This is a genomic window from Draconibacterium orientale (assembly GCF_900111425.1).
Classification (GTDB): Bacteria; Bacteroidota; Bacteroidia; order Bacteroidales; family Prolixibacteraceae; genus Draconibacterium; species Draconibacterium orientale.
Genome location: NZ_FOHT01000004.1, coordinates 165,720 through 192,370 on the forward strand (window position 1 = coordinate 165,720; position 26,651 = coordinate 192,370).

The following is a 26,651-nucleotide window of genomic DNA, read 5'->3' on the forward strand; positions in this document are numbered from 1 at the left end:
TTTTTATGCTACGAAAAATTACCCTGTTAAACCATCGGATATTTTTTGAAAATATCCTCCGATTTCGTAAGTATATCAACATATTGTGCCCGCTGATATGCAAACGGGTCTTTCATGCTTTTACGCGACAGTTTTCCTCTGAAATCATCAAGCGATTTGTATCCTTTATCATCCATCCACTTATTAATGTCCATAAGTATATCAGAAACTACTGATGGCGAATTACGGTAAATGGTGCTTACCATCTGAACCACATCGGCTCCGGCAAGCAGCATTTTAATTACATCGTTGGCATCGTAAATACCACGACTAATACAAACACTTCCCTCCACATTGCCATACAACAAACCTGCATAACGTAAACCGACCATGTGGTCTTTTGGATTGCTTAATTCCCAGGGATAGAAATATTCTTCTTTTTCAATATCTATTTCAGGTTGGAAAAAACGGTTAAACAGCACGTAGCCATCGGCACCGGCCTCATCAACCTTTTTAATAAAGTTCAACGGATTGGTGTAAAACAAACTCATTTTTACACTTACAGGTATCTTAACCACTTGCTTAATGGCTTTTACAATTTGTACCTGCTTGTCTTCAATCGATTCGCCGGTAACTTCAAAATAACCCGGCACTGCATAAAGGTTTATTTCCAAACCTGCCACACCGGTTTTCTCCAGCTCCTGTGCATATTCAACCCAGGTTGGTTCGTAAATAGCGTTTAAACTGGCAAATACAGGAACATCAACACTTTTAACCAGTTTCTCCACATTGTATAAATGCTCTTTTGGCCCGGCATGTTTTAAGCCCGGAAAAAGATCGGTCATCTCTGCGTTACGTTCTTCATATTCGCTGAGCAATTCGTCCATTTGCAGACTCTCCAGCTGAATTTGTTCCTCGAAAAGCGAACGATACACAATCGCCCCAATTCCGGCTTCTTCAATTTGTTTAATTACTTCGGGTTTCGATACTAAGTTACTTGCTCCCAGTATGAGTGGATTTTTTAGCTCTACACCCATATAAGTTGTGGTAAGATTTGCCATGGTAGTATTTTTAATGATTAGAATTTACGTTTTTTAAGTGTAACTGAATTTACAAATAATTTGTTCAATTACGAAGTTAAATTTTGTTTATGTGCGATAAAGGGAATAAGACGATGAGCTCTGCGAGGATGAGAAAATTGATGGAGATTGAAATTAATTGTTAAACTGAAAAATTACCGAATTGCAAACCTGATTTCTGAGATTTTTTACTGACACTTGTGAATTACAGCCTTTAGGGGGCGGGACTTTAAGATAAAAACTTACAATTTCACAATAGCAACAATTTAAAATTTTTCCATCTTCCACAAGCTGAAAAGGCTCAGCTACAATCTGCGTTGTCTGCGTTCCAAACCAATCAAAACACAAAAAAACCACCTGCCTACCGACAGATGGTTTCCTTATAGTAAAATATCCCTTTATGGTATTCCTTTCCCTTTAGAGGAGTGAGTATTTTAAAGCAAACTCAATGTTACAGTTAAACCGGCCATTACCACCGATACCATAGTCATCAGTTTAATCAAAATATTCAACGAAGGACCTGAAGTATCTTTGAAAGGATCGCCAACCGTATCGCCAACAACACCGGCGTGGTGCGCTTCACTTCCTTTTCCACCGTAGTTTCCTTTTTCGATGTACTTTTTAGCGTTATCCCAGGCACCACCTGCATTATTCATAAACACGGCTAATGTAAAACCGGCAGTTAAACCACCAGCCAACAGACCAATAACACCGGCAACCCCCATTGTTGCTCCAACAATAACAGGAACTATAATTGCTACCAATGAAGGCACCAACATTTCTTTCTGTGCACCTTTTGTTGAAATTTCAACACATTTGGCATATTCAGGAGTAGCTGTTCCTTCAAGGATTCCCTTAATGTCGCGGAACTGGCGGCGAACTTCATCAACCATTGCACCCGCTGCGCGACCAACAGCTTTCATCGTCATCGCACTAAACAAAAATGCCATCATTGAACCTAAGAATAGACCACCTAAAAACAGGGGATTAAAAAGAGTAACGTCGTAAGCAGCCGTAAAATCTTTTACAGAAGCAGTTGAAATCTTAATGGCCTGCATTCCATCCTGTGCTGCCGGAGCAATATCATTATAAAAGATATATGATCCTTTGGTAACAAATCCTTCACCGGCTGTTGCTATTTTTCCAAACCACAATCTGATTTCTTCCATATAGGCAGAAATAAGCGCCATTGCTGTTAAAGCGGCAGAACCAATTGCAAATCCTTTACCGGTTGCGGCCGTAGTGTTTCCGAGCATATCCAACGCATCTGTTCTTTCGCGCACTTCCGGTGGAAGTTCAGCCATTTCGGCGTTACCACCTGCGTTATCAGCAATAGGTCCGAATGCATCGGTAGCCAATGTAATTCCCAGTGTAGATAGCATACCTACTGCAGCAAAACCAATTCCGTAAACACCCATAGCAAAGTGTTCTGCACCACCTGCAGCCCAGAAAGACCCCATAATACCAAGTACAATGGTTACAACCGGAATCCAGGTTGAGTACATACCAACAGCTAAACCGTCAATAATAGTAGTTGCAGGTCCTTGTTGCGCTTGCTCAGCAATACCTTTTGTAGGTTTATATTCATCAGAAGTAAAATATTCAGTAGCCTGACCAATGATAACACCGGCAGCCAATCCAATAATAACAGCCCAGAAAACACCCCAGGTTACCCAACCAAGGTAAGCCATTCCGGCCATTGCGATAAGAATCAATACTGAACTTCCTCCAGTACCAATTAATAGCGCATTTAATAAATTTTTCTGTGTCGCAGATTCTTTGGTCCGAACCATGAAGATTCCAACGATGGAAAGAATAATTCCAATGGCAGCAACAATCATAGGAGCTGTAACAGCTTTAACAGGATCGATACCTGTATCAGAAAGAACTACTACAGGAAGAGCGGCACCAAGAGCAGCGGTTGCCAAAATAGAGCCTGCGTATGATTCGTAAAGGTCGGCTCCCATACCGGCAACGTCACCAACATTATCACCAACGTTATCGGCAATAGTTGCAGGGTTACGCGGATCGTCTTCCGGAATACCGGCTTCCACTTTGCCTACAAGGTCAGCACCTACATCAGCAGCTTTGGTATAAATACCGCCACCAACACGAGCAAATAATGCTTGTGTAGAAGCACCCATACCAAAGGTTAACATGGTAACTGTTATCTCAATTAATTTTACTCGTTGGCCTGCATCGTTGATTACACCATTAGTTACGTAATCTGCACTTCCGTGAACAAAATGAAGCCCTAAGAATTCAGCACCATTCGCCATGTGCTCGGGCGTAAATACAACTTCACTTAGAAAAAAGTACCAGGCTGCAATATCTAACAATGCAAATCCCACAACGATTAACCCCATCACTGCGCCGCTTCGGAAAGCAACCTGTAAACCTTTGTTCAACGATTTAGATGCTCCGTGTGCTGTACGCGCTGAAGCAAATGTTGCCGTTTTCATTCCTAAAAATCCGCAAAGGCCGGAGAAAAATCCTCCAGTAAGAAATGCGATGGGCACAAATGGGTTTTGAACACCAAAATATGCCATAATTGTTAGTAGGATAAAGAGTATTACAAAAACAATTCCTACAACCTTGTACTGTCTTTTCAGATAAGCCATTGCACCTTCGCGAACGTATTGTGCAATTTCTTTCATGCGGTCAGTACCTTCTGAATTCTTCATCATTGATTTGAAGAAAAACCAGGCAAATACCAATGCCAAAACAGAGGCAATTGGCACTATGATAAAAATACTGCTCATAAATTGATAAATTTTAGTGTAGCTTTTGGCTACGGTTTAGTATTAATTTGAAAATTGTTTTTCCTTCGGTTTCAAGTTCAGTTTTACAAAAAAAAGATTTTGCAATAGACAAAGATAAATTTCTAAACGAGATGAGGAATTTTAGCTTATGTATTTGACAACAGGTTGAATATTTTTTAACATCTGAAATTCAGACTATTTCATATTTTATTCTAAACATTTTGTTCCCTCAAAATCAAAACTTAAATTCAACCTGTAAAACGGATTGTATTACCAAAGATTAAAAATTTACATCCGTTTGCTGCTTTAAACTAAACCTAATTAACAATGAAAACTAAACGTCTCGTCACCTTTTTCGCAAGCTTTATATTTTTGTTTTTTAGTTGCCAAAACAAACAAGAGGTTTCCCTAACAAATGCCGATGTTGTAATATACGGTGGCACCTCGGCGGCAGTAACAGCTGCTGTTCAATTGGCAAAAATGAATAAATCGGTTGTAATTGTTTGCCCTGATAAACATCCTGGAGGACTAACATCGGGCGGACTTGGTTTTACCGACACCGGAAATAAAAGTGTGATTGGCGGACTGGCACGGGGATTTTACCAGCGCGTGTATTCGCATTACCAAACCGAGGAAGCCTGGCTTTGGGAAAAGCGCGAAGAATATGGCAATACAGGGCAAGGCACACCGGCAATTGACGGCGACAAACGCACCATGTGGATTTTTGAACCTCATGTGGCCGAGCAGGTTTTCGAGGATTTTATCAGCGAGAACAACATCAGTGTTTTCAGAGATCGCTGGCTCGACCGTGAAAATGGCGTGGAAAAACAAAACGGCAAAATCGTTTTCATTACCATGTTGAACGGCGAAACGTACAAGGCAAAACTATTTATCGATGCCACCTACGAAGGTGATTTAATGGCTGCAGCGGGGATAAATTACCATGTTGGCCGCGAAGCCAATGAAGTGTATAACGAACAATGGAATGGCATACAAACAGGCGTACTTCATCACGGGCATCATTTTGGCAGTATGAATATTAGTCCTTATGTTGTGCCCGGTGATCCGGCGAGTGGCGTTTTGCCCCGTATTTCAACCGACGATCCGGGGAAAAAAGGAGATGGCGATGAACGTATCCAGGCCTATTGTTTCAGAATGTGCCTAACAAAAGTTCCGGATAACCGTGTTCCTATCGAGCAGCCTGAAAATTACGATCCCGCACAATACGAACTGCTGGTTAGGGTGTTAAACCACGGATGGCGCGAAACATTTAATAAATTCGATCCGATTCCGAACCACAAAACCGATGTAAACAACCACGGGCCATTTAGTTTCGATAATATTGGCATGAACTACGACTATCCGGAAGCTACTTACGAGCGCCGGGCCGAGATTATTCGCGAACACGAAAACTACCAGAAAGGATTGCTCTATTTTTATGCAACCGATCCGCGAATTCCTGCCGAAATACAAACTGAAATGCAACAATGGGGCCTGGCAAAAGATGAATTCACCGATAACGGAAACTGGCCTCACCAGATTTATGTGCGCGAAGCCCGACGTATGATTGGCGAATTTGTAATGACCGAAAATGAGGTGCTGGGAAAATCGCAGGTTCCCTACTCTATTGGGATGGGGTCATACACTATGGACTCGCACAATACTCAACGATTCATTACACCCGAAGGTTTTGTACAAAACGAAGGCGACATTGGTGTTCACCCGCATCAGCCTTATCAAATTGCACTGGGATCGATACTTCCAAAACAGGAAGAATGTAAAAACTTACTGGTTCCGGTGACTGTTTCGAGTTCGCACATTGCTTTTGGATCGATACGGATGGAGCCGGTTTTTATGATACTTGGGCAAAGTGCAGCCCTTTTAGCGGGAATGGCATTGGAAGAAGAAACCCCGATACATCAACTTCAGTATGAGGAAATAAAAACAAAACTTGAAGCTGCGGGACAGGTGCTGGAACATCAGGAAATTGAATGAACTACCTCTTAGCAAGCGAACGAGGTATCAATAGTAATTTAGTTAAGAAAAAGCGTCGGAGTATAATTTGATTTATCCCGATACGCTCCGCTATCGGGATTCGCTCGACCATCAAATTATAGTTCGTTTCTCTCCTGTTATTTGGGTTTCACTGAATAAAAATCCCCACAATCAATGGCTGCAGGGACTAAAAATAATACTTCTCAATTATGGTAGCTAAAGTGTTACGCCTGTTTTAAAAATGGCAATTTCTTTAAACCCGGTTTTTTCGTGGTTTAACTTTTTGCCACTGGCAACTTCAATGATAAACTGAACAAAATCTTCCAAAAGCTCGTCCATGGTTTTGCCCTCGAGCAAAGTGCCGGCGTTAAAATCTATCCAGTTTTTCTTTTTGTTGAATAAATCGGAATTGGTAGAAATTTTCATGGTGGGTACAAAACTGCCAAACGGCGTTCCGCGCCCTGTTGTAAACAATACCATCTGGCAACCGCTAAAACCCAGTGCCGATGCAGCCACCAAATCATTTCCCGGTGCCGACAATAAATTCAAACCTTTTGTTTTTAAAGGCTCGGCATATTTCAACACGTCAACTACCGTTGCAGTTCCGCCTTTTTGCGTGCACCCCAGCGATTTGTCTTCGAGGGTAGAAATTCCTCCTTTTTTATTTCCCGGCGACGGATTTTCGTACACCGGCAAATTATGTTGCAGGTAATAAGCCTTAAAATCGTTGATCAGGCTCACCGTTTTATCAAACACTTCTTTGTTTTCAGCACGCTCCATCAGCAAGGTTTCAGCACCAAACATTTCGGGCACTTCGGTAAGAATTGTTGTTCCGCCCTGCGCCACCAAAAAATCGGAGAAAGCACCCACCAGCGGATTGGCAGTAATTCCTGAAAAACCATCCGAGCCACCACATTTTAATCCGATATTCAACTCCGATAACGGAACAGCTTCGCGTTGGTCAGTGTGCATCACGTCATAGATCTCTTTCAAAATCTCCAGTCCGGTTTCAACCTCATCTTCAACATCCTGCGATGCTAAAAAGCGCACCCGGCTTTCGTCGTAATCGCCAATGAATTTTTTTAGGTGATCGATCTGGTTATTTTCGCAACCCAAACCCATCACAAAAACACCACCGGCATTCGGGTGATTGATCACATCAGCCAATGCTTTTTGGGTATTTACATGGTCGTCGCCCAACTGCGAGCAACCATAGCTGTGTTTAAATACTTCTACCGCATCAATATCGGTAGGATTTACTTCCTGCTTAAACAAATCGATGATCTGCTGCGCCTGTCCGTTTACACAACCAACGGTTGGCACAATCCACAGCTCGTTACGGATTCCCACCTTGCCATTGCTACGTTTGTAGCCCTCGAATGTGAGCTCTCGTTCAGCAACGGCCAGTTCATTCAATTTCTGATCGAACGAATAATTGATGGTACCCGAAAGGTTTGTTCTCAGATTCTGAACATGTATGTATTCTCCGGCTTCGATGTCTTGTGTAGCATGACCAATCGGCGCACCATATTTAATAATATCCTCGTTTTCGGCAATTGCAGTAAGTGCAATTTTGTGGCCTTTCGGAACATCACCAACAATCGTCAGTTTCTGTCCGTCAACCTCAATAGTTTCACCTGCCGAAAAATCCTTTAGGGCGATGATCACATTGTCGGTTGGATTTATTTTTATGTAGTCTGCCATTTCTGTTTTCTTAAAAGTTACTCGCAAATTTCGCTGAAACGAATTGTTTAACGTAAGCGCCATCTGCGAGAAAGACATTATTTAATTGCTCATCTTATCAATGGTGATCTGCATCAGCGGATTGTCTTCGCTTAATACCGCTTTAACCGCTTTTTTCATTCCCACCTGCGTAATCAGGAACAGGTAGTGACTAACGGTAATCGTAAGGTTTGGAATTTCATTCAGGTTTTGCTTCCAAACTTTATCAAGGCTCAATACTTTTTCGCACAAATTGTAGATTGAAATCGGACGACCGTCGCATTCGGCCCAGGCTTCTTTGTAGAAATCAACAATCCACTCATCATCCTGCACGTTGTAGGCTTCGCCATTGGCCTCGCCTTTAAAATACGCTATCATGGCAGCCAGCGAGAACACCAACTTTTGTGGCAACATGCCGTGTTTTTGTTCGAAGTTAATCAGTGAAGGCAGGTTTCGTGTTTCCCATTTCGACATGGCATTTAAGGCAATACTTTGCCATTGGTGACGAATAAACGGATTGGCAAAACGCTCCAGAATCTTGTTGGCAAATTTCTTTAGTTCCTTTTCTGTTCCATCCAGAACGGTCAACACTTCGTCGTAAACCAGTTCTTTCATAAAACTACCCACCTCAAGGTTTTCGTAGGCATCACGCACGGTTTCAATTCCGCTCAGGTACGACACAGCATAACTTCCGGTGTGGCAGCCATTCAGCACCTGTACTTTTTGCTCGCGGAAACGTTTCATGTCTTTTACAAACTTCACCTCCAAACCGGCCTTTTCAGCAGGAAATTCATCCTGCACCCATTCCGGCGCTTCAATTACCCACAGGTGAAAATATTCGCCAACTACAACCAGGTTATCTTCGTAGCCCAGTTCCTCCTGAATTTCTTTGATCTCATCTTTTGGAAATCCCGGAACAATACGGTCAACCAGTGTGCTGCAGAAACAACAGGCTTCATTCACCCAGCTGATAAAATCGTTGCCAAGATTCCATTTTTCGGCATGTTGCAAAACGAATTTCTTCAGCATATCGCCGTTACGGTCGATCAGCTCGCAGGCAAAAAAGATCAAACCTTTTGATTTGTCGCCATCAAATTCTTTGTAGCGCATGTATAACATTGCCGCCACTTTCGCCGGAAACGAATTCTGCGGCGCCATATCCAGCGTGTCGCTATCTTCCCAGCTGATACCGGCTTCAGTGGTGTTCGAAAACACAAAACGCAAATCGGGATTCAGTATACTTTCTTTGTACGATTCAAACTCGCTGTACGGATTGATGCCTTTATTGATACAGTCAATCAGCGAAAACTCGGTTACCGGCTTTCCGTTTTTAATCCCTTTCAGGTAAACGTGGTAAAGTCCGTCCTGATCGTTTAGCATATCAACCATACCGTTTGGCAGTGGCTGCACCACATCAACACCAGCATTAAAACCGATTTCTTTGTTCATTTTATCAACGATCCAGTCGGTAAAAGCTCGTAAAAAGTTTCCTTCTCCAAACTGAAGTATGCGTGTTGGGTAACTTGTTGTTTCAGTTGCGTTGGTTCGATTTAATTTCTTCATCATCTCTAATCTTATTTTACAGGTGTAATTAGCACTTTACTCTTTGTTTTGAGCGGGCAAATATAATTTTTTAATGTTTTCCGTTAACGTTAACGGATTAAAATATTTTGCCTCATTTTTATGAAATAACTCCAGGAAAACTCACCGGAAACGCCTGTTTTCAGGAAATCTGAGAACTATTTTTAAGCACTAAAATGATGATTGAATTTATTGGAGGGTTAATTGAATGTTAATCGGGGTAAGAATGAGCATAAAAACATCCATTACGGAGAATCATCAGCTGCCGGGAATTGACGGAGCACCGTCCCGATTGAAACATCGGGAGGAATCAAAGGGGAATTGGTAAGATTGCTTCGGTCGTTCCTCCCTCGCAAAGACCCGGTTTAGTGAGTATTGCCGGCAGCGGACAATGACATGATTCGCCCCGGCACGATTGTTTGTTGTCCGCTGCCCTGACTTCTCACCGTTCGCTGTCATTACGATCGCGAGGAGTGAAACGAGTCGGGAGAAGTAATCTGAATCCTCCGTCCCGATTGAAACATCGGGACACCTCCTTTTACAGAAGAGGACGCGGCTGTTTAGTCCCCCTTTGGCGAAGTGCCTGTCCCGATTGAAACATCGGGAGGAATCCTCTGCACAAAAAACGGGATGTGCATATGGCAACATCCCCTATAAATAGTTTTTATTCCACCAATTATCTTACAGCCCTTTAATTAATAGTTTAGGCCACCAAACCGTTTTTTAAATTATTACAAAAAAACAATTCTATTTAATGCCTTAAAACCAAAATTGCCGAATACATTGAATTTTAATCTACACAAAACAACACCCCAAACCAGTGTGTTCCCACACAATAAAAACCTGTACAGCGACAGATTACATGCATATACAATGCAAAAACATGTGTTACACCTTACACATGCACATAGGTTATAAGCAAGCTATTCGAAAAACTTAAAACTTCACATAAATAAATTAACATGAAAAAAAATTTATTTGCAATTATTGCGATTGTTACACTATGCTACTGCAATTCTAACCAAGCGGAAATTGAAAGAATACATAAAGAAAAAATTGAAGTAGGAAAATCATTGAAAATTACGAAACTGAATAATATCTTAAAGCCCCTTGAAGAAAACCTTTCATCACAGAAACAAAAACTGGCAAAGATTAATGAATGGCAACTAGGTAGAACTCAGACAGAAAAAGAAACTCAACTTGCAGAACAAAAACAGCTTATTAGTCAAATTGAATTTATGAAATCTAGAATTGAGAATGAAATTGCATTATCTAATATGTTCCAGTCTTTTGAATTCCAAAACACACCAGAAGGAACAATTGAACAGATTTTTCAAGCTGCTAAAACTGAAGATTATTCTAAAATGAGATACTTACTAGACCCCTATGGTGAATACGATAATGATGCTTTTTCAATCTGCATGATTGAAATGTTACCAAGTGAAAGCCAGAAAGAAATGGCAGAGCAATTTAAAAATGGTCGAATTATGAACAACATAAGCACCAATGATAGTACCGCGATTATAGAAATAGCATTTGGTCCTTCTTCTAATAAACTTGAACAAATGCATTTGGTTAAGAGACTTAACAAATGGTACATTAGCAACTTTTAAACAAAGCCAGCTTATACCAAGTGGTCTTAAAGCATGATAGGGCTCTGCAGCTTTAGTTACGGCAGATTCTCTCCTGATTCCTCTAGCCATGCGGACAGGTAATCGGGCGACAATCCGCTCCTCCATATGCACTAAACCCTTAGCAGTGAATCAAAACACGTCGGTCGCGCCCGTTCATTAAAATGGTAAGTGGTTGTTCAAACTGCACATGTTTTATAAATTCGGTTTCGTGAAGCACCGGCTGTTCTTTCAATGCCTCCATTTTTAGTTTTGCAGTGCGAGAATTGTGTGGCACCGAAAAGTAGCCCACATTCATTGACGTTACATTGTGGAAGAAGTGCGAGCCCAGCGAAGCATCGAGCGGAAAATCGGGCAAGCCCATTTCTACAATAATTTTGGCTTTTGAGATGTGCGCCCACAGCACCGGGATTCCGGTAAACGGATCACGTGATCCCCAGCGCCCCGGCCCGATAAGAATATACGGGCGTTCCTGCTCATCAAACCAGTCGTTCAAAACACTGATATCCTGCGCCATTTGCCGGGTTTTCATCTTGTCGAACTTATCCGGATCGACAAAAACCACATCGTAAATATCCTTTATTTTACCATTGCCCATTCCGTGCTCGGCATACATAAACACTTTGTCGTCATCCACCATTTCAATATCTACTTCCACCTGTTCCTCGATGCGGATAAGTGGTTTTATCTGCAGTAAATAAAGCGTTGGTTTGCCGTTTTCTGCCGGCTCCAAATCTATGGCATATTCAATTTCCACCGGCGACCCCATGGCTTCCTTAAACAGTTTTAGCAGCAACTGCAACACATCGGCAAGTGGCAGATGGTTGTACTTTAATATATTGGCAAAATCAATAACCTTTGGCCCCGGCCCCTGTATTCCCGGTATCAGATCGTCATTTTCGATAAAATAAGTAGATGCCGAATGTTCCAGTGTTCCATCTTTTTCGGCTTCTTTGATGCGGTATTTTTTGATGGCGGCATTTTCGCCGTCGCTCGCCAGGTCAAAATCAGGATTCGACAAATCGATGGCATAAAACTGTTTCTGCGTATCGCGTAACTGATCTTTTAACGACGAAGCATTTAAGTTTGGATATTTCGGACAAAAACGGAACGAATTTTCGCCACCAACCACATACATTCCGAGGCCAACGGCCGCAACCGAAAAACCATCGTCGGGTTCCATGTAGGCAATGGGATAATAATTATACGACTGCGCCACGCCCGAAAGCGTAGGGTAATATTTATCGTTGTACTCGTGGCCAATCACTTCCTGAATGACCACCGCCATTTTTTCCTCTTCAATTTTGTAGTTTACCGCATCGAAATACGCCTGTGCCGATTCGGTAAAAATACTGGAGTAAACCAGCTTAATGGCCATTTCAAGATGCTGGTAACGCACCTCCAAATCGGGATGATTATTCGGAATAAGGTAAGTGGCATAAACACCCGAAAAGGGTTGCAGCAACGAATCTTCGAACAATCCCGACGAGCGCACTGCCAGCGGCCTTTTAATCTTTTTAAGGTATTCGATCAGCCTTTTTCGGATCTTATCATCGAACTCCGATTCCAGAAAATGTTTTCGGATGGCGCTATAATCGTTAAACGAATAAATATCGTCGTACAGGTTGTTGGTTTCAATAAACTTATCGAACTCCAGCGCACCAATAATCGATGTTGACGGAATACGGATATTCATCTCAGGGATCAATTTCGCAAAGTCGATGTTCTCGATAAAATTGCAAATAAAAGCAATACCTCTCCCCTTGCCGCCCAGCGATCCTTTTGCCATACGCACAATAAACCGGCTTGACGACACAAACTCCGAGTCGAAATTTACAATGGTACCCCGCAAGCGTTCGAAACGTATTTTTTTAAAACTATCGAGGCAGAATTGTCGCAGTTCTTCGGGCGAATCAAAATCCGACATCTGAATCGGCATCAGCAATTCAGCCAGATTGATTTCGCCACGCGCCATTAGCCAGGTGGAGAAAGAGTTTCGGCTTCCGTGGTATTGCAACGATTCTTCAGGAATATCCCTGAATTTTTCCTGGAACTCTACCAGATTTTTTGCCTGCGCAATGGGCAAACCGTCCATGCCTTTAAAAACAAAGTTTCCGAATCCCAGTCGCCGGTACAGGAAATTGAAAATGTCCATCGACAGGCTCTCCGAGTTTTTATTGATAAAATCGGCCCCCACCTCTTTGGCGCGTTGCGCATTCGAAATATCGTGCGATTGCAAAAGCAGGGGAATCGGGAATTTTCGGGTAGTTTGCGTAAACTTCAGCAAATCGATACCCGCATCTTCGTCTTCTACTCCATTTCGTTCAAATTTCACATCCGAAATTACACAAAGCATATACCGTCGGTAGCTGTTAATAAATTTCACCGCCTCCTCGTAATTGTCAACCAAAATTACTTTTGGCCGAGCGCGCATGCGTAAAATTTTATGCAACTCATCAGTAGCATCCTCATTCACCAAAACCTGAGTTTGGGTCATTACCGTGGTGTAAAGCATTGGCAGGTAGCGCGAGTAATACTGAATACTATCTTCCACCAAAAGAATTATCCGAACGCTACCGTTTTGCGTATCGCGTGCCACATTGCTTTTGTCCTCGATGTATTTGATCATGGCCATAAAAACATTCGAGTTGCCGTTCCACACAAAAATGCGGTCGATAAAATCGAGTTTTCGGCGCTCGGCCTGGAAGAAACGCAAGTCGGCATTATTATTCACCAACAACAGCAAAGGCACTGCCGGGCGCACATTTCGGATAGCGCGGGCTGTTTTAACCGGTGTATTTTTGTCCATTCCGGCCATCACAATTATCAAATCGAAATCGCGGTGTTGCAAAATCAACAAAGCCTCTTCCTGGGTATGCACACTGGTAAAACGCGGCGCTGCATAGAGGTTTAATTGCAGGTATTCGCCAAATATTTTATCGCTGAACTGCCCTTCGCGAACAATAGAATACGAGTCGTAAAGCGTAGCCACCAGCAGCACTTCTTTTACTTTGGTGGGCATTAATTCCTGGAAAATATCGCGGTCGTTTTTGCGCTTTTTGTAAATGGTAGATAAAGATATATTGTCGATGTCCATTACTGATCAAATTTAGCTTTTGAAGTTAGGGAAATTTTGGTTTTTGAAGAATGACAGGTGGAAAAAACATTCATGACTCACTGAAATATCAAACAGGAATGCAATGAGGAAATTATCGTTTCACGCAAAGAAAAGAAGAAGAAGAAGCGCAAAGTCCGCAAAGATATCTATCCGGAAGAGTCTAAAATAGGCGCTTTACGAAAACTTTGCGTCCTCTCCGTGAACTTTCGATCTATTATCTTCAATGTGTTTTGGAGAGCAAAATGCGCTAAGCGCGTACACACATGAAAAGCAAAATCCCGGTCTGCCAACTGACAAACCGGGATATACTATTTTTTGCTCATGCTGTAAGGATGTCATCTTTTTGAAAGAAGACGTCCTTTGACTTTTAATGTTTAGTCTAATTTATGAATAACCAAACCCGAGCGCAATTTGGGTTCGAACCAGGTTGTTTTTGGCGGCATAATGTTTCCGCTGTCGGCAATGTTTATCAGTTGCTGCATGGAAACAGAGTACAACGCAAAAGCTGCTTTCATTTCGCCCGAATCAACACGGCGTTTCAGCTCTGCCAAACCACGAATACCTCCCACAAAGTCGATACGTTTTGACGTACGCAAATCTTTGATATCCAAAATCGGATCGAGCACCTGGTTAGAAAGGATGGTTACATCCAGAATTCCAATCGGGTCTGAATCATCGTAAGTTCCTTCTTTAGCAGTTAGTTTATACCAGCTTCCGGCCATGTACAAACTGAATTCGTGCAATGCCGATGGTTTAAAGATCTCAGTTCCCATGTTCTCCACGTCGAAACCTTTCGAAAGCTCAGCAAGGAAATCAACTTCTGATAATCCGTTCAAGTCGGTTACCACGCGGTTGTAATCGATAATCTGCAATTGGTTATCGGGGAAGTGTACCGCCATAAAATAGTTGTATTCCTCATCGCCTTTATGATTTGGATTCTGCCCCGTTTTTTCGGCACCAATTCGTGCTGCTGCTGCAGTTCGGTGATGACCGTCGGCCACGTATGTAAACGGAACTTTCTCTTCAAAAAGTTGCTCCAGTTTGACATTTGTTTCTGCATCGTCGATGGTCCAGAAATGGTGACCAAATCCGTCTTCAGCGGTAAAATCGTAATCGGCAGTTTTGCTTTTTACAATGTTTTCTACAATTGCGTCGATTTCAGCCACAGCTTTGTAGGCAAAAAATACCGGTTCGATGTTGGCATTCAGATAGCGTGTTAAAACCATACGGTCTTCCTCTTTTTCAGGGCGGGTAAGTTCGTGCTTTTTAATAATGCCATTTTCGTAATCGGCACAGGCGGCAGCACCTACAATTCCGTACTGTGTTATCCCATTCATGGTTTGTGCATAAATATAATATTTGGCCTCGGCATCGCTTTGCAGCCACCCTTTTTCCTGAAATGCTTTGAAATTTTCAACGGCTTTGTTATACACCGTTTCCGAGTGAATATCTTCCACTCCCGGGCATTCAATTTCGGCTTTTGTAATTCGAAGTAACGATTTTTCTTTTCCTTCAGCCATTACGGCTGCTTCTTCCGAATTCATCACATCGTAAGGAAGACAAGCCAGTTCTTCAACAATTTCTTTCTGTGGACGCAGTCCTTTGAATGGTTTTATTATCGCCATTGTTTTGATTTTAAATTTATAGACAACCAGATTTTTATATTGCCAAAAATATAAATCCGGTTTCTATTTGTAACATTTATTTAAAGAAATAATTCATTGTGCAACTTTGACTTAACGTAACATGTTACGCACTAATTTTAACCACAAAGTTGCACAAAGGAGGCACAAAGAATCACGAAGTGCCACAAAACAAGCTATTTATTTACCTGGTGTGTGTTGTCGCCATTTTCAAAGAAATCGACAATTTGCTGAGCGGCAGCCAGACCTGCATTCAGGTTGGCTTCGGCAGTTTGTGCACCGGCTTTTTTAGGTGTAAAGAAAAATCTTCCCGGGAATTTCTCTTCAAACTCAGCTTCGCAATCGGGTGTAAGATCCGACATGTATTTTATTCCGGGTTTTTCTTCCATACATTTTACCAGATCGGGCTCATTAATCACTTCTTTTCGGGCGGTGTTTACCAAAATGCTGCCATCTTTTAAGTGGCACAAAACCTCTGAACTTACCGATTTAATGTGCTCGCCACGCGCCGGAACGTGAATGGAAACGATATCGCTCTTTTCGTAGAGGTCTTCGAGCGATTTGGCAACTTTCAGTCCGATTGCTGCGGCAGCACCTTTGCTGTAACGGGTATAAACAATTACTTTCATTCCCATGGCACGGGCAATGCGAAAAACGTTTCGGGCAACGTAACCAAAACCGTGTAATCCGAGTGTGCGGCCACGCATTTCGCCACCGGGTTTTCCGGAATACATTTCGCGTAATCCCATAATGGCCAGTCCGATGGCCAACTCAGCTACGGCATTCGAGTTTTGTCCGGGGGTGTTCATTACCACGATATTGTTGACGGTTGCCGCATCAAGATCAACATTGTCGTAACCGGCACCGGCCCGTACCACAATTTTCAGGTTTTTACCTGCGTTTAACACTTCCTTGTCGAACTTATCACTACGAATAATGGCCGCCTCAACATTGGCAACAGCATCCAACAGTTCTTGTTTTTCGGTGTATTTTTCGAGCAGCTGAAGCTCGTAACCGGCTTTCTCAAAAATTTTACTGATTTTTTTTACCGCAACCGGGGCAAATGGTTTTTCTGTAGCTATTAAGATTTTTCTCATTACTCATAAAATTTAGGTAGAAAAAATGCAGGACACCTGCCCTGCATTTTCTTTAGTTTTATAAATAGAATTACTTCATTTTTTCAAACTCTTGCATGGCATCCACCAAAGCCTGAATACTTTCAACAGGCATTGCATTGTAAATTGAAGCCCTGAAACCACCAACTGAGCGGTGTCCTTTTATTCCCAACATACCTTTTGCAGTAGCGAATTCCAGAAACTCTTTCTCCAATTCAGCATACTCCGGAGTCATTATAAAAGTTACGTTCATTAACGAACGATCTTCCGGTGCCAACACGGTACACTGAAATAGTTTATTACGATCGATTTCATCGTAAAGTACTTTTGCTTTTTCGATATTCTTTTGCTCCATTGCTTCCACTCCGCCGTTTTCTTTCAACCAGATTAAGGTTTGCAAACAGGCGAACACAGGAAGCGTTGAAGGTGTATTAAACATCGATTCAGCCTTGATATGCGTAGTGTAATCCAACATGGTTGGAATTGGGCGCTCAACTTTACCGAGTGCTGCATCCTTAACAATTACCAACGTTGCTCCCGATGGCCCCAGGTTTTTCTGTGCACCTGCATAAATCAAGTCGTATTTCGAAACATCGATTGGGCGACTGAAAATATCAGACGACATATCGGCTACCAAAGGCACGTCAACATCCGGTGTAGGAACTTGTGTTCCGTAAATGGTATTGTTTGATGTATAGTGGAAGTAACTCACATCCGTAGGAACTTCGTAACCTTTTGGGATGTAGTTATAAATGGTGTCGGCCGATGAAGCCACTTCAACCACTTCGCCAAAGAACTTAGCTTCTTTAATGGCTTTTTTCGACCATGCTCCTGTATTTAAATATGCAGCTTTTTTATCCATTAAGTTGTATGGAGCCATTAAAAACTGAGTGCTGGCACCACCTTGCAAGAAAAGAACCGAATAACCTTCGGGCACTTTAAGTAATTCTTTTACCAAAGCTACTGCCTCGTCCATAACAGCAACAAACTCTTTACTACGGTGCGAAACTTCCATTACAGAAAGTCCGGTTCCGGCAAAGTTCAGAGCAGCCTCAGCAGTTTTTTCTTTTGTAAATTCGGGCAGAATTGAAGGTCCTGCGTAAAAATTGTGCTTCTTCATATAATACAACAATTAAGGTGAGTAATTAAATTTTTTACCTTTTAAACACCACTATAAAGGTCATAAATAGTGATTGTTTAGCCGATGAGAAAAATCAAGTTTATTTTATTTTTATGAGTTTTAAAACACTGATTAACAACACAAAAACAACTGACTAATATCATTTCTACTGTCTCCCTGACGTTAACGCTGTCGGTATCAATCTGTTATTTAAAACAAAAATATCTTATTCCAGACAACAATACCCTATTTTCCACAATAAATGATTTTTTCGGTGTAATATTTAAAAAGAATTTAAATAGAACCCAAACATGGAATATTGAATGATGAATTTCGATCAACAAATGTTGATTGATGATTTAACAGAAATAATTACCCATTTAAAACAAAAAACACTAATAATATGCTGTAATCACCAACAGAAATGAAATGCAACTAAAATCGTTTCGCGCAAAGAAAAGAAGAAGCGCAAAGCTAAAAGAATCTGCGTTGCGTGTTTTGCGAAAACTAAGCGATCTTTGCGTGAACATTTGCTTTTATATAAACATCTATCAACAAAAAAGCCGCCTGCGAAACACAGACGGCTAAGTTTAGTTTAATTTGTTTTATTGTTTAGATAAAAGGCAGCTTTACGATTTCTGCCGGAATAACTTTATTTCTAATCTTTACAAAAATACCGGTACCAAAAGCCGAGTACTCTTTGGCGACATATCCCATTCCAATTCCTTTATTTAATACCGGCGACATGGTTCCCGAGGTAACTTCACCAATGGTTTCGCCGTCTGAATTTACCAGTTCGTATCCATGGCGTGGTATTCCTCTTCCGGTAAGTACAAAACCGCGCAACCTGCGGGTAACACCTTCGTTTTTTTGCATGGTTAAAAATTCGCGATCGATAAATTTACGACCGTTGTTGAATTTGGTAATCCATCCCAATCCGGCTTCCAGCGGCGATGTTGTATCGTCGATATCGTTTCCGTAGAGGCAATATCCCATTTCCAAACGAAGCGTGTCGCGGGCAGCCAAACCAATTGGTTTGATACCGGCTTCGGCACCGGCCTCAAAAATGGCTTCCCAAATTTTTTCGGCCACATCGTTTCTGAAATACAACTCGAAACCACCGGCTCCGGTGTAACCTGTTGCAGAAATGATCACCTCATCAACTCCGGCAAATTTATCGGTAACGAAAGTGTAAAATTTTATTTCTGAAAGGTTTACATCGGTTAATTTTTGCAATACCTCGGTTGCTTTTGGCCCTTGAATGGCCAACTGGCTGATTTCATCTGAAGCATTTTCCAGCTCGGCACCAATCTCTTCATTTTGCTGCACCACCCAGTTCCAGTCTTTTTCGATATTGGCAGCGTTAACTACCAGCATATATTTTTCAGGCTCGTAGAAATACACCAACAGATCGTCAACAATTCCGCCTTTGCCATTCGGAAAACAGCTGTATTGTGCTTGCCCTTGCGTAAGAACCCGCGGATCGTTTGATATGATTTTGGCTACCAGATCCAAAGCTTTCGGGCCTTTTACCCAAAATTCGCCCATGTGCGATACGTCAAATACACCAACGCCTTCGCGCACGGTCATGTGTTCATCTTTTATGCCACTATATTCAATGGGCATTTCATATCCGGCGAACTCCACCATTTTGGCGCCCAGTTTTTTGTGTATCGAATTAAATGCAGTTGTTTTCATCTTAATTTTTCAATTGTGAACCGATTCAGCATGTTTCGCGAACCGTTTATTCTTCGAAGTGTGATATCGTACAGCAAAACTATGTATTCAAAAACAGTGCAAATATGAATTTTATCAGCAACAGCACAAAAAGCTTTCCCGTTTATTTTGCTAAATTGCTCTCCGCAATCATAAAAACAACATGGACAATATATTTCAACACATCAATCCATCTCAGCTAGAAACACTTGCGGGTGGAGACAAAGAGTTTATTAAAGAAATGGCCGAAATTTTTCTGGAACAAATTAATGAGTTCGTGACGAACATGAGTTCATTCCTGCAAGAAAAAAACTGGGAAAGACTGGCACGCGAAGCTCACACTGCAAAATCGTCGGCAATGACATTTGGGATGGATGATACCGGAACGTTACTGAAAAATATTCAACTGGAATGTGAAGCCGGCAACCTGAACGATGTGCCGAAAATGGTTGAAGATGCCATCAATCAGTTACAGGCTGCCACTCCCGAAGTGGAGGAATTACTGTAAAAAAAACGGCTCCCTAATGAGAGCCGTCTTGCTTATATCATGCACTTTTAATTGCTGAAAACCAACGAATCATTTTCATAATCGATTACAATCGGTTTCGATTTATCCACTTTGCCCGAAAGTATCCGTTTCGACAATTCATTCAGCACAAACCGCTGAAGTACACGTTTTACCGGACGGGCTCCAAAATGCGGATCGTAACCAACGGTCGATAACCACTCGTTTGCCTTTTCGCTTAATTCAATTTTCAGCTCGCTAGAGGCCAAACGTTTTACAATTTGCTCAAACTGCAAGCGAACGATTTCCTTAATGGCTTCTTTCGATAGCGGTGTGAATACGATGGTTTCATCAATACGGTTCAGAAACTCCGGCCGTATTGTTTTCCGCAACATCTCTAGCAGCTGGTTACGCGTTTGTTCCAGCACTTGAAACTCATTTGCATCATTCATAGTTTCGTAATTCTCCTGAATAATTTGCGATCCGAGGTTCGATGTCATTATAATAATGGTATTCTTAAAGTTTACTGTCCGGCCTTTGTTATCCGTCAATCGGCCATCATCCAGCACCTGAAGCAACACATTAAAAACATCGGGGTGCGCTTTCTCGATCTCGTCGAAAAGTACCACCGAATAAGGTTTATGGCGCACAGCCTCGGTTAACTGACCACCTTCGTCGTAACCAACATATCCCGGAGGCGAACCTATCAAACGGGTTACCGAGAATTTCTCCTGGTATTCCGACATATCGATACGTGTAATCATATTCTCATCGTTGAACAGGTACTCAGCCAAAGCTTTTGCCAGCTCGGTTTTTCCAACACCCGTTGTCCCCAGGAATATGAAAGAACCGATCGGGCGTTTTTCATCCTGCAAACCGGCACGGCTGCGGCGCACGGCATCCGAAATGGCAACAATTGCTTCGTCCTGACCAATTACGCGGTTATGCAGCTCGTCTTCCATGTGCAGTAACTTCTCGCGTTCGCTCTGCAACATTTTCGACACCGGAATACCGGTCCAGCGGGCCACAACTTCGGCAATATCTTCGGTGTCAACCTCTTCTTTTATCAGGTTCTCGCCTTTTTTCATTTCCTCCAGCTCGGCCTGCAGCTTTTCAATTTCGGCCTCCACCTCTTTTACTTTTCCGTAGCGCAACTCGGCCACCCGACCATAATCTCCCTCTCGCTCGGCTTGTTCAGCTTCAAACTTGTAGGTTTCAATCTCTTCTTTCTTCTTCTGAATGGCTTCAATTGCCGATTTCTCTGATTGCCACTTGGCACGAAGTTGCGATTGTTCTTCCTTCAGATTTGAGATTTCTTCGTTAAGCGAATTCAGTTTTTTGGTATCATTTTCACGTTTTATGGCCTCGCGTTCGATCTCCAGCTGTTTTACCCGGCGTTGAATTTCGTCCAGTTCTTCCGGCACCGAATCAATTTCCAGGCGCAGTTTTGCAGCCGCTTCATCCATTAAATCGATGGCTTTATCGGGTAAAAAGCGATCGGAAATATAGCGCTGCGACAATTCAACCGACGCAATAATTGCATCGTCTTTAATCTGCACTTTATGATGATTCTCGTATTTCTCTTTAATACCACGCAAAATTGAAATGGCGCTTAATGTATCCGGCTCATTAACATGCACAATCTGGAAACGACGCTCCAACGCTTTATCTTTCTCGAAATATTTTTGGTACTCGGCCAGGGTTGTTGCTCCAACAGCGCGCAATTCGCCACGCGCCAGTGCCGGTTTTAGAATATTGGCCGCATCCATTGCTCCTTCTCCTTTTCCGGCGCCTACCAGCGTGTGAATCTCGTCGATAAACAAAATCACCTCATCATTCGATTGCACCACTTCGTTAACCACCGCTTTTAAACGCTCCTCGAACTCACCTTTGTATTTTGCGCCGGCAACCAAGGCTCCCATATCCAGCGAGAATACCTGTTTCGATTTCAGGTTTTCGGGCACGTCGCCACGCACAATACGGTGCGCCAATCCTTCGGCAATTGCAGTTTTTCCGGTTCCCGGCTCACCAAGCAAAATCGGGTTGTTTTTTGTACGGCGCGAGAGAATCTGCAAAATCCGGCGAATCTCATCGTCGCGACCAATAACCGGATCGAGTTTACCCGAGCGGGCACGTTCGTTCAGGTTAATGGCAAAACGATTTAATGAATTGAATTTATCTTCTGCAGTCTGGCTGTCAACTTTCGATCCTTTTCGTAATTCTTCAACGGCCAGCTTCAGCTCTTTTTTTGCAATACCATTGTCTTTCATCAACCGGCTGGTATTATCTTTTACTTCGAGCAATGCCATTAAAATGTGCTCAACCGAAACATATTGGTCGCCCATTTCCTGTGCCAACCCAAGTGCTTTTTGCAAGGCCTGATTGGCACCGGAAGAAAGGTACTGCTCCGCTCCTGACACTTTTGGATACGATAGAATTATCTGATCGAGCGCCTGTGTGAAAATAGTAAGGTTAACATCCAGTTTTTTAAGTAAAAATCCAGTTACATTCTCGGCCGAATGAAGTACTCCGCGAAGAATATGACCAGTTTCAATTGCCTGTTGGTTATTTCCCTGGGCAATTTGAAAAGCCTGCTGAATGGCTTCCTGCGATTTTATGGTAAAATTATTAAAATTCATGGCTTTATGTATTAAAATTCGTGGATAACAAAAGCAACTTTCGAGCCATAACAAACTGGCAGACAGAATGTCACAACAACACAAAAATATACAGAAACATTTTCAGGAAAGTGGAAACTTGTATGAAAAAGTGGCAGATTTGAGTATAAAAAAACAGAGACAATCAACATTATCTCTGTTTCCTAACCTAACCAAATCTATTTCTATGAAAAAAACACTTAAACTATTCAAATCTATGCTACAAAAATACGGCGTATTTTAGTTAACGCGTTTAAAAGGAAGTTAAAGAATGTTATAAGTACGAAATCAGCATTTTTTTAGATAAGAAAACGGAAAGTATATCTTCTTCAAAAAGTAGGGCATAAAAAAACAGAGACGTTTATATCATCTCTGTTTCCTAACCTAACCAAATCTATTCTCTATGAAAAAACACTTAAACTATTCAAATTCTATGCTACAAAAATACGGCGCATTTTAGTTAACGCGTATCAACGGAAGTTAAAGAATGTTAACAGTTTAGTTTTAAGACATAAACTTGCCGCCAGCGGTGTAAACAAAACAGATTATTATACGTTCGGAGAAACATATAACGAAACAGAACGAAAAAACATTAGCATTAAAAACAGTAGTTATTCGAACAATATGCTATTAAAGCAAATCAGACATATACAAATAGCACAATGCTTAAATACATTACGATACATGCCTATAAAACAGGACTTAAAGCAGTTCAAAAACTTTCTAAAGTGGAAAAATAAAGTTACTTTAGCGTCCTTTCAATAATGAATCTAATTCTATTTTATTATAACTAAAATTTCAATTTTATGACAAAACATGTATATACTTTCGGAGCCGGACAGGCAGAAGGTAAAGCAGACATGAAAAACCTTCTAGGAGGCAAAGGTGCCAACCTTGCGGAGATGAACCTTATTGGCGTACCTGTTCCTCCCGGATTTACGATTACAACAGAAGTTTGTACCATGTACAATGAAAAAGGTCAGCAAGCAACGTTCGACCTGATAAAGCCAGAAGTTGAGGCCGCAGTGGCACTGGTTGAGAAATTAACAGGAACAGAATTTGGCAGCAAGGAAAATCCATGTTTGATGTCGGTAAGATCGGGTGCACGTGCGTCGATGCCCGGAATGATGGATACCGTTTTGAACCTGGGAATGAACGACGATGCCGTTGAAGGTATTGCCAAAAAATCGGGTAATCCACGATTTGCATGGGACTCCTACCGTCGTTTTGTACAAATGTACGGCGATGTGGTAATGGATATGAAACCTGCGAGCAAGGAAGAGCACGATCCTTTTGAAGAGATTATCGATCAGCTGAAAGAAGAAAAAGACATTGCATTAGATACACAATTCACTACTGAAGACTTGCAGGAGTTGGTTAACCGCTTTAAAGCTGCTGTTAAAAAAGTTACCGGCAAAGATTTTCCAACCGATCCGTGGGAACAACTTTGGGGCGCTGTTGCAGCCGTATTTGGTAGCTGGAACAATCCAAGGGCTATTTATTACCGCCGAATGGAGCAAATTCCTGACGAGTGGGGAACTGCCGTAAACGTTCAGGCAATGGTATTTGGGAACATGGGCGAAAGCTCGGCAACGGGAGTTGCATTTACCCGCGACGCTGCAACCGGAGAAGACGTATTTAACGGCGAGTACCTTATAAATGCACAGGGCGAGGATGTGGTTGCCGGAATTCGCACACCTCAGGAAATCACCAAAGCAGGTTCGTTGAAATGGGCTGCTCTTCAGGGTATTTCAGAGGAAGAACGTGCTTCAAAATTCCCATCGCTGGAAGAAACAATGCCAGATCTATATACTCAGCTGAACGAAACGCAGCAAAAACTTGAGGACCATTACAGCGATATGCAGGATCTTGAGTTTACCATTCAGGAAGGCAAACTGTGGTTGCTGCAAACCCGTAACGGAAAACGTACCGGTGCGGCCATGGTAAATATTGCTGTTGATATGCTCGAAGAAGGTCGTATCGACGAAAAAACAGCATTGCAAAGAATTGACGCTGCGAAACTGGATGAATTGCTTCACCCTGTTTTTGATACAGCTGCAATGAAAGCTGCCAAAGTATTGACTAAAGGTTTGCCGGCATCGCCAGGTGCAGCAACCGGTCAAGTTGTATTCTTTGCTGATGAAGCCAACAAATATCCGGAAGCTGTTTTGGTACGTGTTGAAACATCGCCTGAAGATTTGGAAGGAATGAACATTGCCAAAGGTATTTTAACTGCTCGTGGAGGTATGACATCGCACGCTGCAGTTGTTGCCCGCGGTATGGGAAAATGTTGTGTATCGGGTGCCGGTGCTGTAAAAATCAATTACAAAACCCGCATTATGACCATCGACGGCAAAGAATTTAAAGAAGGCGACTGGATTTCGTTAAACGGATCGACCGGAGAAGTTTACGACGGTAAAGTGGCGACTATGGATCCTGAATTGAGCGGAAACTTCGCAAAAATTATGGATCTGGCCGACAAGTTCACACGTATGACCGTTCGTACCAATGCCGACTCTCCTGCCGATGCGCAAGTTGCACGCGACTTTGGAGCACAGGGAATTGGTCTTTGCCGTACCGAGCACATGTTCTTCGAAGGCGAAAGAATTAAAGCGATGCGCGAAATGATTTTGGCTAAAACCGAAGTTGACCGTCGCAAGGCATTAGATAAATTATTGCCTTACCAGCGTGAAGATTTCGAGGGAATTCTGGAAGCGATGGCCGGTTACGGAGTAACAATTCGTTTGCTTGATCCGCCATTACACGAATTCGTTCCGCACGAAGAAGCCAACCAAAAAGAGATGGCCGACGAAATGGGCATTTCTGTTGAAAAGGTAAAAGCACTGGTAGAAGATCTGCACGAATTCAACCCAATGTTGGGTCACCGTGGATGTCGTTTAGGAAATACTTATCCTGAAATTACAGAAATGCAGGCACGCGCCATTATTGAAGCTGCCGTTAACCTGAAGCAAAAAGGTGTTGATGCACGTCCTGAAATTATGGTTCCGCTTATTGGTACTGTAAAAGAATTAAAACTTCAGGCCGATATTATTCACGCTACTGCCAAAAAAGTTTTTGAAGAAAAAGGTGCTGAATGTAGCTACATGGTTGGAACAATGATCGAGATTCCGCGTGCTGCTGTTACTGCCGACAAAGTGGCTGAAGTGGCTGAATTCTTCTCGTTCGGCACAAACGACCTTACGCAAATGACATTTGGTTACTCGCGCGACGACGCCGGTAAATTCTTACCAATTTATATTGAAAAAGGTATTCTGAAAAACGATCCGTTCCAGGTACTCGACCAGGAAGGTGTTGGACAAGTTGTTAAAATGGGTGTTGACAGAGGCCGCAGCACAAAACCGAATTTAAAAGTTGGTATTTGTGGCGAGCACGGTGGCGAACCTTCATCAGTAATGTTCTGCGACAGTGTTGGCATGGACTACGTAAGTTGTTCTCCGTACCGTGTACCGATTGCACGTGTAGCTGCCGCGCAAGCAAATATAAAGTAGAATTTACTACTGTTAAATAATTAAGAGCTACTCTTCGGAGTGGCTCTTTTTTTTTGCCCTGTAATTAAAAACCAGGTAAAACTACCTGATAAAACCAAGTAGAATTACCTGGTTAAAATCGAGTAATTCTACGCTATTTTTTTTGCTTGTTCTTTCCGAACTTTGCCATAACAACTAAAGGATCCATCAATGGAAATAAAGCGTAAAATAAATTCACATTCGTTAGACACATTCACATCACAAACGCTGAACTATATTTCCTCTCCTCTGCTTAGTTATTTTTTATCCTCTAACTTTCAACACATTTTACTTCAATATACACTGTCCCATTTCCCTTAGTCACTGTGATAAAAAATAAGATGATGGAATCCGGGAAGGAGCACAAATTTTGTGCTCCTTTTATATTTTATAGAGGTTGTTTTTAATGAAGTTGTTTAAAGTTTACGTAGTAAAATCACGGTAAATGCAAGTAAATTCAGTGCTTTCCAATGTGTCGCATTTGTTTCAAATCGTACTAAT

At 42.1% G+C, this 26,651-nt stretch carries 14 protein-coding genes; 4 read left to right on the forward strand and 10 right to left on the reverse strand.

Annotation, left to right across the window (positions count from 1 at the left end; translation table 11 throughout):
• Positions 1–26 precede the first annotated feature (26 nt).
• Both BMW53_RS04215 and BMW53_RS04225 read right to left on the reverse strand, forming a co-directional pair.
• Positions 27–1,040, reverse strand: a complete 1,014-nt coding sequence (locus BMW53_RS04215) for a dihydroorotate dehydrogenase-like protein (RefSeq protein ID WP_038558703.1) — start codon at positions 1,038–1,040, stop codon at positions 27–29.
• A gap of 452 nt (positions 1,041–1,492) precedes the next feature.
• Positions 1,493–3,820: a sodium-translocating pyrophosphatase gene (locus BMW53_RS04225; RefSeq protein ID WP_038558694.1), complete on the reverse strand. Its 2,328-nt coding sequence runs from the start codon at positions 3,818–3,820 to the stop codon at positions 1,493–1,495.
• A gap of 327 nt (positions 3,821–4,147) precedes the next feature.
• On the opposite strand from BMW53_RS04225, the gene BMW53_RS04230 reads away from it, so the two are divergent.
• On the forward strand, positions 4,148–5,815 hold the full coding sequence (locus BMW53_RS04230) for an FAD-dependent oxidoreductase (protein ID WP_038558690.1): 1,668 nt from the start codon (positions 4,148–4,150) through the stop codon (positions 5,813–5,815).
• 216 nt (positions 5,816–6,031) lie between these two features.
• Here the strand turns inward: BMW53_RS04230 and BMW53_RS04235 are convergent, their stop codons facing one another.
• On the reverse strand, positions 6,032–7,519 hold the full coding sequence (locus BMW53_RS04235) for a UxaA family hydrolase (RefSeq protein ID WP_038564704.1): 1,488 nt from the start codon (positions 7,517–7,519) through the stop codon (positions 6,032–6,034).
• Between the two features lie 81 nt (positions 7,520–7,600).
• Entirely contained in the window at positions 7,601–9,103 is a 1,503-nt protein-coding gene (locus BMW53_RS04240; RefSeq protein ID WP_081804834.1) for a tagaturonate reductase, read from the reverse strand.
• A 977-nt stretch (positions 9,104–10,080) separates the two neighbouring features.
• On the opposite strand from BMW53_RS04240, the gene BMW53_RS04245 reads away from it, so the two are divergent.
• Entirely contained in the window at positions 10,081–10,731 is a 651-nt protein-coding gene (locus BMW53_RS04245; RefSeq protein ID WP_038558685.1) for a DUF4878 domain-containing protein, read from the forward strand.
• A gap of 139 nt (positions 10,732–10,870) precedes the next feature.
• Here BMW53_RS04245 and BMW53_RS04250 read toward each other — a convergent pair whose 3' ends face one another.
• The 5 genes from BMW53_RS04250 to gcvT all read right to left on the reverse strand — a co-directional run bounded on the left by BMW53_RS04250 (position 10,871) and on the right by gcvT (position 19,443).
• Positions 10,871–13,846: a PEP/pyruvate-binding domain-containing protein gene (locus BMW53_RS04250; RefSeq protein WP_051567843.1), complete on the reverse strand. Its 2,976-nt coding sequence runs from the start codon at positions 13,844–13,846 to the stop codon at positions 10,871–10,873.
• Between the two features lie 395 nt (positions 13,847–14,241).
• Positions 14,242–15,492, reverse strand: coding sequence for a DUF1015 domain-containing protein (locus BMW53_RS04255; RefSeq protein WP_038558680.1), 1,251 nt, complete (start codon positions 15,490–15,492; stop codon positions 14,242–14,244).
• A gap of 194 nt (positions 15,493–15,686) precedes the next feature.
• Entirely contained in the window at positions 15,687–16,607 is a 921-nt protein-coding gene (locus BMW53_RS04260) for an NAD(P)-dependent oxidoreductase (protein ID WP_038558676.1), read from the reverse strand.
• A 70-nt stretch (positions 16,608–16,677) separates the two neighbouring features.
• Entirely contained in the window at positions 16,678–17,745 is a 1,068-nt protein-coding gene (gene serC / locus BMW53_RS04265; RefSeq protein ID WP_038558672.1) for a 3-phosphoserine/phosphohydroxythreonine transaminase, read from the reverse strand.
• 612 nt (positions 17,746–18,357) lie between these two features.
• A complete protein-coding gene (gcvT, locus tag BMW53_RS04270) occupies positions 18,358–19,443 on the reverse strand; it encodes a glycine cleavage system aminomethyltransferase GcvT (RefSeq protein WP_038558669.1) in 1,086 nt (361 codons plus the stop codon).
• A gap of 181 nt (positions 19,444–19,624) precedes the next feature.
• Here gcvT and BMW53_RS04275 point away from each other — a divergent pair, with 181 nt between their 5' ends.
• A complete protein-coding gene (locus BMW53_RS04275) occupies positions 19,625–19,969 on the forward strand; it encodes an Hpt domain-containing protein (protein WP_051567842.1) in 345 nt (114 codons plus the stop codon).
• A 47-nt stretch (positions 19,970–20,016) separates the two neighbouring features.
• Here BMW53_RS04275 and clpB read toward each other — a convergent pair whose 3' ends face one another.
• The gene (gene clpB, locus BMW53_RS04280) at positions 20,017–22,605 is read right to left on the reverse strand and encodes an ATP-dependent chaperone ClpB (protein WP_038558664.1); all 2,589 of its coding nucleotides are present in this window, start codon (positions 22,603–22,605) and stop codon (positions 20,017–20,019) included.
• 824 nt (positions 22,606–23,429) lie between these two features.
• On the opposite strand from clpB, the gene ppdK reads away from it, so the two are divergent.
• Positions 23,430–26,132, forward strand: coding sequence for a pyruvate, phosphate dikinase (ppdK, locus tag BMW53_RS04290; RefSeq protein ID WP_038558657.1), 2,703 nt, complete (start codon positions 23,430–23,432; stop codon positions 26,130–26,132).
• Positions 26,133–26,651: the final 519 nt, after the last annotated feature.

Bases quoted from the DNA above. Each gene is read 5' to 3' on its own strand.
- gcvT (WP_038558669.1), bottom strand. From the start codon at position 19,443: ATGAAAACAACTGCATTTAATTCGATACACAAAAAACTGGGCGCCAAA.
- BMW53_RS04245 (WP_038558685.1), top strand. From the start codon at position 10,081: ATGAAAAAAAATTTATTTGCAATTATTGCGATTGTTACACTATGCTAC.
- BMW53_RS04260 (WP_038558676.1), bottom strand. From the start codon at position 16,607: ATGAGAAAAATCTTAATAGCTACAGAAAAACCATTTGCCCCGGTTGCG.
- ppdK (WP_038558657.1), top strand. From the start codon at position 23,430: ATGACAAAACATGTATATACTTTCGGAGCCGGACAGGCAGAAGGTAAA.
- serC (WP_038558672.1), bottom strand. From the start codon at position 17,745: ATGAAGAAGCACAATTTTTACGCAGGACCTTCAATTCTGCCCGAATTT.
- BMW53_RS04250 (WP_051567843.1), bottom strand. From the start codon at position 13,846: ATGGACATCGACAATATATCTTTATCTACCATTTACAAAAAGCGCAAA.
- BMW53_RS04240 (WP_081804834.1), bottom strand. From the start codon at position 9,103: ATGATGAAGAAATTAAATCGAACCAACGCAACTGAAACAACAAGTTAC.
- BMW53_RS04230 (WP_038558690.1), top strand. From the start codon at position 4,148: ATGAAAACTAAACGTCTCGTCACCTTTTTCGCAAGCTTTATATTTTTG.
- BMW53_RS04225 (WP_038558694.1), bottom strand. From the start codon at position 3,820: ATGAGCAGTATTTTTATCATAGTGCCAATTGCCTCTGTTTTGGCATTG.
- BMW53_RS04215 (WP_038558703.1), bottom strand. From the start codon at position 1,040: ATGGCAAATCTTACCACAACTTATATGGGTGTAGAGCTAAAAAATCCA.
- BMW53_RS04235 (WP_038564704.1), bottom strand. From the start codon at position 7,519: ATGGCAGACTACATAAAAATAAATCCAACCGACAATGTGATCATCGCC.
- BMW53_RS04255 (WP_038558680.1), bottom strand. From the start codon at position 15,492: ATGGCGATAATAAAACCATTCAAAGGACTGCGTCCACAGAAAGAAATT.
- clpB (WP_038558664.1), bottom strand. From the start codon at position 22,605: ATGAATTTTAATAATTTTACCATAAAATCGCAGGAAGCCATTCAGCAG.
- BMW53_RS04275 (WP_051567842.1), top strand. From the start codon at position 19,625: ATGGACAATATATTTCAACACATCAATCCATCTCAGCTAGAAACACTT.